The organism is Thermosyntropha tengcongensis (assembly GCF_055381335.1).
Genome location: NZ_AP042437.1, coordinates 770,739 through 783,115, shown reverse-complemented (window position 1 = coordinate 783,115; position 12,377 = coordinate 770,739). Strand labels below are relative to the sequence as shown.

At 38.8% G+C, this 12,377-nt stretch carries 14 protein-coding genes; 3 read left to right on the top strand and 11 right to left on the bottom strand.

What is annotated here, in order from left to right; genetic code table 11:
* Nucleotides 1–83: 83 nt before the first annotated feature.
* The 8 genes from ACZ42E_RS03795 to pta form a co-directional block, all read right to left on the bottom strand.
* Nucleotides 84–1,163 carry an elongator complex protein 3 gene (locus ACZ42E_RS03795; protein ID WP_464893129.1) on the bottom strand — a complete coding sequence of 360 codons (1,080 nt, stop codon included), beginning with the start codon at nt 1,161–1,163 and terminating at the stop codon, nt 84–86.
* 1 nt (nt 1,164) lies between these two features.
* The gene (gene rnc, locus ACZ42E_RS03790) at nt 1,165–1,881 is read right to left on the bottom strand and encodes a ribonuclease III (RefSeq protein WP_464893128.1); all 717 of its coding nucleotides are present in this window, start codon (nt 1,879–1,881) and stop codon (nt 1,165–1,167) included.
* Nucleotides 1,874–2,122, bottom strand: a complete 249-nt coding sequence (locus ACZ42E_RS03785; protein ID WP_464893127.1) for an acyl carrier protein — start codon at nt 2,120–2,122, stop codon at nt 1,874–1,876. Before ACZ42E_RS03785 ends, rnc begins: the two co-directional genes overlap by 8 nt.
* Nucleotides 2,123–2,203: 81 nt before the next feature.
* Nucleotides 2,204–3,166: a phosphate acyltransferase PlsX gene (plsX, locus tag ACZ42E_RS03780; protein WP_464893126.1), complete on the bottom strand. Its 963-nt coding sequence runs from the start codon at nt 3,164–3,166 to the stop codon at nt 2,204–2,206.
* Nucleotides 3,167–3,258: 92 nt separating this feature from the next.
* Nucleotides 3,259–3,429, bottom strand: coding sequence for a 50S ribosomal protein L32 (gene rpmF / locus ACZ42E_RS03775; protein WP_464893125.1), 171 nt, complete (start codon nt 3,427–3,429; stop codon nt 3,259–3,261).
* 3 nt (nt 3,430–3,432) lie between these two features.
* On the bottom strand, nt 3,433–3,948 hold the full coding sequence (locus ACZ42E_RS03770; protein WP_464893124.1) for a YceD family protein: 516 nt from the start codon (nt 3,946–3,948) through the stop codon (nt 3,433–3,435).
* A gap of 197 nt (nt 3,949–4,145) precedes the next feature.
* Nucleotides 4,146–5,345: an acetate/propionate family kinase gene (locus ACZ42E_RS03765; RefSeq protein ID WP_464893123.1), complete on the bottom strand. Its 1,200-nt coding sequence runs from the start codon at nt 5,343–5,345 to the stop codon at nt 4,146–4,148.
* A gap of 47 nt (nt 5,346–5,392) precedes the next feature.
* Nucleotides 5,393–6,385: a phosphate acetyltransferase gene (pta, locus tag ACZ42E_RS03760; protein WP_464893122.1), complete on the bottom strand. Its 993-nt coding sequence runs from the start codon at nt 6,383–6,385 to the stop codon at nt 5,393–5,395.
* A 129-nt stretch (nt 6,386–6,514) separates the two neighbouring features.
* On the opposite strand from pta, the gene ACZ42E_RS03755 reads away from it, so the two are divergent.
* Nucleotides 6,515–7,756 carry a nucleotidyltransferase gene (locus ACZ42E_RS03755; protein WP_464893121.1) on the top strand — a complete coding sequence of 414 codons (1,242 nt, stop codon included), beginning with the start codon at nt 6,515–6,517 and terminating at the stop codon, nt 7,754–7,756.
* 190 nt (nt 7,757–7,946) lie between these two features.
* Here ACZ42E_RS03755 and ACZ42E_RS03750 read toward each other — a convergent pair whose 3' ends face one another.
* On the bottom strand, nt 7,947–8,102 hold the full coding sequence (locus ACZ42E_RS03750; RefSeq protein ID WP_464893120.1) for a hypothetical protein: 156 nt from the start codon (nt 8,100–8,102) through the stop codon (nt 7,947–7,949).
* Between the two features lie 274 nt (nt 8,103–8,376).
* Here ACZ42E_RS03750 and ACZ42E_RS03745 point away from each other — a divergent pair, with 274 nt between their 5' ends.
* Both ACZ42E_RS03745 and ACZ42E_RS03740 read left to right on the top strand, forming a co-directional pair.
* Complete coding sequence (locus ACZ42E_RS03745) at nt 8,377–8,718, top strand: hypothetical protein (RefSeq protein WP_464893119.1); 342 nt, start codon at nt 8,377–8,379, stop codon at nt 8,716–8,718.
* Nucleotides 8,719–8,861: 143 nt separating this feature from the next.
* The gene (locus tag ACZ42E_RS03740; protein WP_464893118.1) at nt 8,862–9,521 is read left to right on the top strand and encodes a hypothetical protein; all 660 of its coding nucleotides are present in this window, start codon (nt 8,862–8,864) and stop codon (nt 9,519–9,521) included.
* Between the two features lie 205 nt (nt 9,522–9,726).
* On the opposite strand, the gene ACZ42E_RS03735 is transcribed toward ACZ42E_RS03740, so the two are convergent.
* Nucleotides 9,727–11,214, bottom strand: a complete 1,488-nt coding sequence (locus ACZ42E_RS03735) for a 5-methylcytosine restriction system specificity protein McrC (protein WP_464893117.1) — start codon at nt 11,212–11,214, stop codon at nt 9,727–9,729.
* 62 nt (nt 11,215–11,276) lie between these two features.
* On the bottom strand, nt 11,277–12,332 hold the full coding sequence (locus ACZ42E_RS03730; RefSeq protein ID WP_464893116.1) for an AAA family ATPase: 1,056 nt from the start codon (nt 12,330–12,332) through the stop codon (nt 11,277–11,279).
* Nucleotides 12,333–12,377: the final 45 nt, after the last annotated feature.

The following is a 12,377-nucleotide window of genomic DNA, read 5'->3' as shown; positions in this document are numbered from 1 at the left end:
TTAATTCCCTTTTACAAAAAAACGACAACCAGCCATTTTTATCCATAAAAAAAGGCTAAAGTCTCTGCTGCTTTAGCCTTTTTCTACAAATTAGGCAGCCTTTTTAGAAAATCTTCAAAACGCAAAATCTTATACAGTTTTTCATCTTTTCCTATACCTAAAGCCCCTTCCGCCATGAAAAGGGAAGATTTTACCTTAATATCTTTAAAACCGTATTTTTCTTTTAAATAGTTTATATTAGCCTTTTTATTGCCTACCAGCTTGGATACCTCTCGCCCATTTACAAAAAAAGTTATTTCATCACTATTTTTCAAATCCCCTGCATCAGCAATCAGCATTTCACTCTGCCTCAAAAATACCTCCTGTTTTACCAGTTCACCAAAAGCAGGATGAAAAGGCCCAGCTGCTACTACTCCTTCTCCCCGCAGCTCCTCGCTGGGCTGCAGCCCCATACGTATAACCTTAATACCGTGGGAGGCAAAGACAAGAAACATATCGGTTACTGTCCTTACCGCCTCTTTCAGACTCAAAGGCTCATATTCCCCTCTTACAAGCATCTTTTCCAGAGCCGTACCTGATATAACCAGAGCAGGGTAAATCCGCACCATATCCGGCTTCAGGCCGGCTGCCAGATGGGCTGTCATGAGGGAATACCTGTAGTTATCGCCGGGCAGGCCCACCATAAGCTGAATACCCAGTCGAAATCCGTGTTCTTTTATAAGATGGCAAGCTTTAAAAACATCACCGGCTGTATATCCCCTGCGCGATGCTTTTAAAACTTCATCATGTAAAGACTGAACCCCCAGCTCGATAACCTTAACCCGCCATAACTTTAAGAAAGACAAAATTTCCTCATCAATACAGTCAGGTCGGGTGGAAATCCTTACTGCACTTATCCTTCCTGCCTCAATATAGGGAAAGACTTCCCGCAAATAAGCTTCCTGCCATTCCCTTCTAACAGCAGTAAAATTTCCGCCAAAAAAAGCTACCTCCACATCCGAACCTTCTGGAATAGTAGCCAGATGTTCCTCAATTATGCCTTTTATGCTGCCTGCTTCCGGTGCTCCCTGTGCAGAGGCAATTTTTTTCTGGTCGCAAAATATACAGTCAAAAGGACAGCCTAAATGGGGTATAAAAATTGGTATATTGAAATGTTTTCGCAACTTACTTCCCCTTTTTGGTTATAAATTTTAAAAGATTTTCCCTTAACACCTTTTCCGCTGCATTTTGTTCAGCTTCCTTTTTGCTTTTGCCTTCACCGGTAGCTATAAGCTTCCCCTGAAAAAAGACACCTGCCACAAAATTCCTGCAGTGAGCTGGACCGCTTTCACTTATAATCCGGTAGCTTACATTTTCACTGCTTACTGCCTGTACCATCTCCTGCAGCCTGGACTTATAGTCATAATAATCCCCATCGGCACTCTCTTCTATATACTCTTTAAGATGCAGCAGAATAAAGTCCCGGGCTTTTTCATACCCTTGATCCAGGTATATAGCGCCGATAACTGCTTCCACTGCATCAGCCAGAATAGAATTTCTCATTCTGCCGCCAGACTTTTCTTCTCCTTTGCCCAAAAGCAGGTAATCCCCCAGATTTATCTTCTTTGCCACCTTTACAAGCGATTTTTCACATACCACCTTGGCCCTTATCCTGGTAAGATCACCTTCCGGTTTATCCTGATAATGATTGTAAATATATTCGGCTACAATAAAATTGAGGACAGCATCCCCCAGAAACTCCAGGCGCTGATTGTTAACCGGGCTGTTTTTTTCCTGGGCATAGGAAGGATGGGTTAGTGCCATCCTTATTAACCCGGGATTATTGAAATGGAGATTATTATCCCGCAAAAACCTGGCAGCAGCTTCTAAATCATTAGGCATTTTTCACCTGGGTAAGATATTCATATAATGCACTTACCAGAGAGCCCATCGTGGGGTAGTTTTCCAGATCTTCCTCAGGGAATTCTACATCATAAACATCTTCCAGGGCCATTATCATTTCTACAATGTCGATGGAATCAGCATTAATCTCTTCAAAAGTAGTTTCCATCTGAATCAGGTCTTCTTCAATTCCTAATTGGTCAGCCAAAAATTTTCTGGCGAGGGCAAAAAACTCTTCCATATTCCCTTTACCTCCTGATTTTGTGAAAATCTTCTACCTATAAATATTACGCATTACAGGCAGCCATACCTGCTTTTTCCTTTAATTTTCTTTGATTTTAGCCAGCATTTCTGCCTGTTTTCTTACAATATCCTTCTCTATGCAATCCCGAGCTACGCACAAGCCGTTATATACCGCTTCTCTTCTGGAACTTCCATGGCACACTATGCTTATGCCATTTACTCCCAGGAGCGGCGCTCCACCTATTTTAGTGTAATCCATTTTGTTAAAGAAGGAAGGCAAAGTTCCCAGCTCTCTGGCTACATTGCGGGCAATAAATAAAGAAACCCCTTCAATCGTCTTTAATACTATATTGCCTGTAAAACCGTCACATACGATTACATCTGCCTTGCCATCAAAAATGTATCTGCCCTCTATATTGCCGATAAAATTGAGCTCAGGAGCCTCCTTCAAAAGATTATAGGCCTCCACATAGAGGCTGCTGCCTTTAGTCTCCTCTTCGCCGTTATTAAGAAGGGCTATCCGGGGATTGTCGATGTTCATAACGGAAGCTGCATAAACCTTGCCCAGCAGGGCAAACTGCAAAAGCTGACGCGGCCTGCAGTCCACATTGGCCCCCACATCGATAAGAAAAGTGCAGCTTTCATTCTGATTGGGAACAAAAGTGATGATAGGAGGCCTTTCAATATCTTCCATGCGTCCCAAAATAAATATAGCTGCTGCCATCTGCGCTCCTGTACTCCCACAGGACACAACAGCATCTGCCTTACCTTCCTTCACCAGTTTGGTGGCCACCACTATAGAGGCATCCTTTTTCTTGCGCAGAGCAGTAGCCGGGGATTCGTCCATGCCTATCACTTCTGAAGCATTTGCTATTTCCACCAGGCTGCTGTCAAAGCTGTACTTCTTAAGCTCTTCTTTTATAACCTCTTCTTTTCCCACCAGAACAAGCTGTTTCTTTTCCTGCTGGATAAAATCAACTGCTCCCGCAATTATCTCATAAGGGGCATAATCTCCCCCCATAACATCAAGAGCAATTTTCATTTAACATCCTCCTTAAAAACAAAAAGTAAGCTTTAAGTCTTTTAACAAGACTTTAACTTACTTTTTGGTTAAAATGCAATATATTTACATGGTTACATAACATTTTTCCCTTTGTAATATCCACAATTCAAGCATGCTCTGTGAGGCAATTTGTACTCATGGCACTGAGGGCATTCTACCAGCACCGGCTTTTCTATTTTCAGCCATTCAGAACGCCTCTTGTTTTTGCGGGAATGTGACTGTCTCCTCTTCGGTACACCCATGGATTAAACCTCCTTCCCTGTTTTTAATTGCATTAATTTCTCCCAGCGGGGATCAATCTTTTCGTCACTGCATCTGCAGTTTTCCACATTAAGATTTGCTCCACAGATAGGGCATAATCCCCGACAGTTCTCGTCGCACAAAGGCTGCATCGGCAATGAAAGCAGGATTTCTTCTTCCAGATAAGAAGTTATATCCACTTCATCACCAGTAAAAAACACTGCTTCTTCCTCTGCAAAATCATTCCGGTAAACAGCATCTGCTATATTAAAATCCAGTTCTATATTTACCGGAAATATAAATTCCTGCAAACAGCGGGAACATGCAAAAACTATCCCTGTATGCAGATCTCCCCGGGCCCAGAAAACCTTACCCGTGCTTTCCACACGCAGATCAGCATGTACAGGCCCTGAAAACCTCCCTCCCAGGGAGGAAAGCAGTTCATCGCCAAACCTGGCATTAAAGCTGTAATCCTCACTGGCTACCGTTTTTTGCTTTAATTCCTTCAGATTGATTCTCATAATATGCACCCCATAAAAACACCAGAATAATTATAGTCTTCCCGGACAGGTATTGTCAATAAAAGCATAAGAGATTATAAGAATTTAAACTATCATCTCCTTATCAAAACATAGTAGCACAAAATAACCCCTTATACAAATGAAGCAAAAAATGAAGGCAGGTTATCCCTGCCTTCACTGCTATCAGTTTATATATATTATTTGCCCTGTGCCAATCTGTAAGTATCTCTGGCAATAACCAGTTCTTCATTGGTAGGAATTACAAATATTCTTACCCTGGAATCTTCAGCAGCCACATCTACTTCTTTTCCTCTTACCTTATTCTTTTCTACGTCAATCTTAATCCCGAGATAATCTAAATCCTTGCATATATTTTCTCTTATGTCATAGCCGTTTTCGCCAACACCAGCCGTAAATACCAGACAGTCACAGCCGTTCAGCTTGGCAATATAATTTCCGATATACCCTTTTACCCTGTTGTAATAAACTTCCAGCGCAATCTGGGCTCTGTAATTTCCGGATTTGGCGGCTTCCAGTATATCCCTCAGGTCATTGGATACGCCGGAAAGCCCCAGCATACCGGATTTCTTGTTGAAGTAGTTGTTGGCTTCCTTGGTGTCCATTCCAAGCTTTTCCATGAGATAGAACACGATAGCCGGGTCAATGTCTCCACAGCGGGTACCCATTACCAATCCTTCCAGAGGAGTAAAGCCCATGGTGGTGTCTACCACTTTTCCGTTCTTTATGGCAGCCATACTTGCACCATTGCCGAGATGCAGGGTTATTATCTTGCACTCTTCATAAGGCTTGCCCAGCATTTCAGCAGCCCTGTGGGATACATAATAGTGAGAAGTTCCATGGAAACCATATCTTCTTACATGATACTTTTCATATACTTCATAAGGCAGAGCATACAGATAGTTAGCCGGTTCCATAGTCTGATGGAAAGCAGTATCAAAAACAGCTACATGAGGAATATTGGGCATAAGGGCCTGACATGCCTCAATCCCCATAAGGTTGGGAGGATTATGCAAAGGAGCAATATCAAAACAGTCCTGAATAACTTTCTTGACATGGTCATCGATTATTACGGATTCAGCAAAGCTTTCGCCGCCATGTACTACCCGGTGCCCTACAGCGCCAATTTCATCCATGCTCTTGATTACACCATACTCTTCATGGGTCAAAACTTCCAGAACCAGCCTCATGCCTTCTGTATGGTCAGGCAGATCTTTCTTTATAACCACTTCATCCTTGCCGGTCGGCTTATGTTCCAGAGTAGTTCCCGGAATCCCCACCCGATCGACCAATCCTTTAGCCAGAACAGTTTCATTGGTCATATCAAAAACCTGATACTTTATAGATGAGCTGCCCGCATTAACTACCAAAACCTTCATCTATTAATTACCTCCTTAAAATTGCATATTAAATTTTTGAAAACAGATTAAGCCCTTACTGCAGTCATAGCTACTACATTAACAATATCTTCTACGCTGCAGCCGCGGGAGAGGTCATTAACCGGCTTGGCCATACCCTGCAGAATGGGACCAATAGCCTCAGCCTTGGCCAGCCTTTGTACCAGCTTATATCCGATATTACCAGCCTGCAGGTCAGGGAATATAAGTATGTTGCACTGTCCTGCCACCGGGCTGCCGGGAGCCTTGGAGGCACCAACCTTGGGAACCAGAGCAGCATCAGCCTGCAGTTCACCATCAATCTTCAGTTCGGGGAATTTTTCCTTGGCTATCTGAGTAGCTTTAGCTACCTTATCAACTACTTCATGGCTTGCACTACCTTTGGTAGAGAAAGAAAGCATGCCAATCTTCGGATCATCAATGCCGCAAAGCTCAACAGCAGTATTAACAGAAGCCTTGGCAAAATCAGCCAGCTGTTCGGCAGTCGGAACAGGAGTTACCGCACAGTCAGCAAAAACAAATATGCCATTATGACCATATTCACAGTCGGGAACAATCATGATAAATGCCCCGGAAACAGCGGAAATGCCAGGTTGTGTCTTGATGATCTGCAAAGCGGGGCGCAAAACATTTCCAGTGGTATTTTCAGCACCAGCTACTTCACCATCAGCCTGTCCCATCTTTACCATCATGGAGGCAAAGTACAGCGGATCAAGCATAGCTGCTTTAGCCTTATCCAGGTCTACCCCTTTGTCTTTGCGCATTTCATAAAAAGCCTGTACATAATCATCAAAATAAGGTGCTTTTACAGGGTTAATAATCTCAGCGCCTGAAATATCGGCACCAATCTGGCTGGCCTTTGCCCTTATTTCTCCTTCATCCCCCAAGAGTATCGGCCTTGCAATCTTGTTTTCAACAATAGGCTTAATAGCCATAAGGGTGCGTTCTTCCAAACCTTCGGGAAGAACAATAGTCTTCTGCTTCTTGGCTGCTTTTTCCCTGATTTGTGCTAACAAACTCATCCCTTCTACCTCCCTTATTTTTTCCCTCACCGAAACATGTGTACATGTTTCACATTTTATTTTATCATAAATTAATAAGATATTGGCAATATTTATATAGGCCATAAAAATGACAAGTGAGGTAAAAAAATGTCGGTCATAGGAATCATAGCTGAATACAACCCTTTCCATAATGGACATCTCTACCTTATAAATGAAGCCCGCAAAACAGAAGACCCGGAAGGCATAATCTGTGTAATGAGCGGCAATTTTCTGCAGCGCGGCGAACCTGCCTTATGCCACAAATGGGCAAGAGCCAGAATGGCTCTTGCAGCAGGAGCTGACCTTGTTATAGAACTGCCCTTCTGCTTTGCGGTAAGAAGCGCCTACTACTTTGCCCGGGGAGGAGTAAACCTGCTGGCCTCAACCGGCCTAGTAACCCATATTGCTTTCGGAAGTGAAAGCGGAAACCTCAAAAAACTTGATGCCCTGGCCGGTTACTGGCTGGAAGAAAGCCCGGAATTCAAAAACCAGCTTAAACAGTACCTTGATAAAGGTCTCAACTTTCCTGCTGCCCGTGCCCGCGCCCTGGAAGACATAGTAGAAGAAAAAAACCTCAAAGATTTCATAAAAAATCCCAATGACATACTGGCTGTAGAATACCTGCGCAATATAAAAGAAAAAAAACTTGCTATAACCCCTATTGTAATAAAACGTACCGGCAGCGGCTATCACAGCACTGAACTCACCAGAATCGCCAGCGCCACTGCTATCCGCCAGGCCCTGAAAAATAATGTCCCTATGGAAAAAATAAAAGAAGCCCTGCCGGAAACCAGCTTTAACATCCTTAATGAAGAAATAGAAAAAGGATATGCCCCGGTGCTGGATGAAGAACTGGGAAACCTTATCCTCTTTAAACTGCGCACCATGACCGAAGAAGAGCTCATAAACATATATGAGATAAAAGAAGGCCTGGAAGGAAGATTCCTTAACGCTGCTTACCAGAGCGCAGACCTGGAGGAGCTAAGGCAGAACATAAAAACCAAACGCTACAGCATGACCCGTATAAACCGCACCCTCCTTTATGCCCTCTTTGATTTTACATGGGAAAAAGCCCGGCTTTTTGATGAACACGGTCCCCGGTACATAAGGGTACTTGGCTTTTCCGAAAAAGGACAAACCCTGCTGCGCAAAATCAAAAAAAACTCCCCCCTTAAAATCTTAAGCCGGGGAAGTGAAATAAAAAAAGCCCTTACAAAAGATCCTGACCCGGTTCTGCGGGAAATGCTGAGCCTTGACATAAAAGCCGGCCACATCTACAGCCTGCTCTATCCTGGCACAGCTGCGCGAAGAGGGGGCCAGGATTTCAGGATGGAAGTGGTAAAGAATTAGATATATAAAATAAGGAACGCAGTTTCTGTAAAAAAACTGAGTTCCTTTTTTATAAAATTCTGTAAAGTTTTATACCCTCAAACCTCTCCGTAAATAAAGCATGCTTAATCTAAAATACAGCGTTCATAATAATCAAAAGCGCCCCTACAACTATAACTATTATCTGGCAGAACCCTATGTTAAAAAACTCTTAATTGCCTTTGTCCTGCACCAATATCATCCTGACAGCTTGTATCCTTATATTTTCAGTAAAATTTCCCAATATCTTGCCATCCCGCCTTCTAATCCAGCCAACACAAAAAACACTTCCTGCCAGCCTTATAAAAACACCTACAAGTCTTCCCAAAGCTATTTGTTATATAATAAATTTTATTTATTGTCGTTATAAAAAAATTTCATATAGTTTTTTTAAAGAAATATCCCAAAAAGTCATCAACTTATTCCATATATGGTCAAACAGATATTTAAAACCAAAAACATATGCAACAAGTTTAAAGGAGGTGGTATATCTCTTCATGTATAAACAGTAAAAGAAAGGCAGGTGACATATAACATTTATAAACATGTAGCAATAATAAAACTTAATCCAATTAAAAATTTAGAAGGAGGTTATATTTATTATGCAAAACAATTTCTTGATTAAGGTTTATCGTAATGGCCTAGTTGAAAAAAACTATCAGGATAGTTTGTATACAATTGAACAAAAACTCATGGAACAATGGGGAAGGCGCAAGGAAATTGAAGAAATAATGAATGCTAGAAAAACTTTAGCTTCTCTCCACAGCAGCAAAACAGCAATGGAAAAAAACAGCACAAACAACAGCCAAAATATTCCTCTTCCCAGCAAACAAAGAAAAAGATTTGCAACTCCGCAAGAAAAAAAGGATTTTATCAAAGAAATATTGTTACAAAAAAATCCTCATATATTTAAGCAAGTTGAAGAGCTATATAATCAATTTTAATTTTTATATTTCCAGGATAAAAGGCTGTAAAACAAATAGCAGATAAAGGAGGGGATGTACCCCCTCCTTCCCCTAAATTTTTAATATCACTTTAACCTGATTATCATTTAACCTTCCAAAAAGGAGGTATCATACTTCATACTATGGATTATTTCTCAAAAATCCTGAATATGCCGAACAACAGGAAGCTTGAAATATATACCCGTGATAAAACCCAAAAAGTAAAAATTTCCCTTAAAAAAGCAAAATCCGCAAAACTCATAACTTACTACCAGATATGTCCAAACCCCAATCCCGCTTACCAAAGATTCATGGTAAAAATAAGCCAGGATTTTATAGAAGACTACCTTTTCAAGGAACTTCTCTTTCTTCTTAATGATTTCTATACTGACAACAGAGTAACCGCCGAATTAGTAAAACTTCCTCCCCAGGGTAAAAAAATTGCACTAACATATAAAGAACTGAATGCAATACTCGATATAAATACATTTAACTTAAAAGACCTCAGGGTTGTTTTAAAATTAACCGGTCCTGAAATAGATATAGCCAGAGTTCTCCACTATGCCCAGAATGAAGAATATCTCCTGGATCCTGAAGAAGAGATTGAATATATAGAAAATATACATCATCCATTATGCCAACTGCTAACGCCAGCAGATATAAAATCTGTATATCACGGTACCAGTTCACTGTTAATAGCTAGACTTAATACAAAATTCATTGAAAAATTCCTCGTTTCTTTTATGGGACTTTTAAATAATTATGGAGCCAGGTTTGATTATCTATCTTTTTCTAATGTATAATACCATAATTAATTAATATAATATTTTAATATGTAAAATTATAATATATAAATTCTATATTTTAAAAATTATTAAATATACAAACCTAATAAGAAATGACAAATCTTTTAAACACAAAATTTTTAAGTTCTATGCCTGGTCATTAAAAACTAATCCCTCTTGTGCATCAAGAGGGATTAAATATGTAAAATAAAAAATTATACAGTTATTGCCCACCATTCAATAAATATTTTAATACTCTCCTAAGATTTTCCTTATTCTTTTCATAACTGCTACTATCATGCAAATCTATAGACACTTCTGCATAAGGATTTTGGGAAGAATTATTCAATTTCGTCTCACGAAGAATATCCTCATCCTCCGCATCAGCTTTAGGCAATACCAATCCCAAACCTATAGCGTCAAACAGGTATCCATAAGCCAACAGCTGGTGAGTAATTTCTCTTCGACCTGTCTCTAAAGATTTCTGACTTCTATATTTTGCATCCAATATAATGCTACTTCTTTTGTTTTTATTGTTATCAGTTTCTTGAGCCTGATTGTCTTTAACCGTTTCAAACTCAAGCATAATATCAGGCAAAAGGTATTTGCTCAAGAAAAATCTAGAATTTTCTTTATTTTCTATAAATACTCTTAAATCCTTTTCCTTTTCCCTTTCCTCATAGGCAACATATCTCCTCAATTTCCAGCCTTTTAAAGTATCGGCTTCTTTTAGTATATCCCTCACAAGTGCACGCAGGTAAAATTCAAAAAGCATCTGGACATCAATATAATACTGCGGAATTTTCACCATATTTTCACTTTCTTGATGATGCACTGCAGGTACATTTTTTAAGATTATCTTTGCATATCTTATTGCTTCCTTATAATTTTTAAATATTCCGTTGAATTTTAGTCCTTTGAAATCATTAGGGTTTATTTTTTTTAATTCTACAGGTTTTAAAACCATAGTACAAAAAGCTATTTTATTTATTAAATCGCTGTTCTGCAACAATTTATCATATTCCCTCAAATAAATCTTAGTACACTCCAAAGCTGCTTTTAAAATCTGGTTTTCCAAACAATTGATATTAAGCTCACTAAATTGGCAAAATATCCGGTCTTCTCTTCCTCTAACCAAGTTTTCTCTTATATGATGTTTAAAAACAATCTTTCCTTTTATCTTTCCGGTTAAATTTTCCTCTTTTTTTATAAACTGATATTTTATAGTCCTTTGGCACAGCTTGTAAAGCGTATTAATATATGCTATCGCAATAAATATAATAAAATTTTGGGCATCTTTTTTCCTTACTTCTATCAAAGGCTCTTTGTCAAATATGTAAAATAACTGGCTTTCCCCTTTATTTTCCTTGCTTCTGGCTTGCAAATAAATGTCGATCTCTTCATCAGCAAAGACTTTATCCAATATATAAAAAAGCATATTATCCGCAAATCTTGGTTTTATGATTAAGGGAACCATTTCATCCTTATCATTTTTAAAATACTCATTTGCCGATTTTTTCAAATATTGAGCGCCAACAAACTGAGCTGTCCATAAATCACCATTGTTAAATTTCCAATTTCTAAAAATACCTAAATTTATTGAAGGATCCGGCTTCTCTTGTTTTAATAACTCCTCTTGAATTTTATCTTCAAGTTCACATTCAATTTTACTATAATCACAAAAAATTATCATGCCTTCTTCCCCACTCATTGCCTTACCTCTCTTTGCCAGCCATTTTCAGGAAAGTTTGGAAAGCAAACCTCATCAGCATTTTAAATATTTTGCCATATTTTATTAACTTTTTCAGCAATTTCATTAATAGATTTCTTTAAATCCAGTTTTTCTCCATCCACATCCATAACTAAATTATTTTTAAAAATACCATCTTTCATATATTCCTTAAGTATGGGAATAACCTGATAAACAAATTTATATTTCAGTTCCTCCTCACTCTCAGCCAAAAAATAAGTATGCCCTATCTGCACATCTTCAGCATAGAAATCAGGAGCCAAATTATTTTCATCGACAAATAAATCCTTTACACTTCCAAAAAATTTTTTAGCCTTGTCTCCTAAATTTTTGTCCTTTTTATCATAGTAAAAATCAATCACCTCTTCATCCGGCAAGAAAGAAATAAAAGCAAATCTTCTTCTTACTGCATAATCTATGCTTCCTATAGAACGGTCTGCTGTATTCATGGTGCCTATTATATATAAATTATCAGGAAGTTTAATAGTGCTATCGCCGTCTATCTCATAAGGTATCTTTATTCCTTCCCCCCTATACTCCAGTGCATATATAAGTTCCCCCAAAACAGCTGCCAAAGGTGCGCGGTTTATTTCGTCTACAACCAAAATGTATTTTTTCTCATCTTTATCTATATTAGTTACAAATTCCTTATATATTTCATATATTTCTTTCAGCTTGCCTATCTTATGAAAGGCATCAATTTCATTATATTCCTTTAAATCTTCTACCATAATCTTTAAATTTTCATCATCAATATCATTAAAATTCTCGCTTCCAAAATTATTACTATCAGCAAGGAACTTTCTGAAAATCATAAACATATCCGCATACATTTTATTTGCATGCCTACCAGATTCTGCTCCTGCTGCTTCCTTTGCCATCCTTCCCAATATCTTATCCCTCGTTTCATAAATAATTTTCCCTTCTTCACTCCTAACTGTTATCCCCCTTACAAAGTCTTCGTAATTGTAGGAAGGATGAAATTGAATTATATCCCAAATTACATTACCGTTATTATGATCGCCAAATCTGCATTCATTGAGTTTATTTTCAAAGCTTTTGTTATCTAAATCAAACATATTTTCTCCTATCAGCCAACCTATAATTCTGCGTGCTGAATAAGT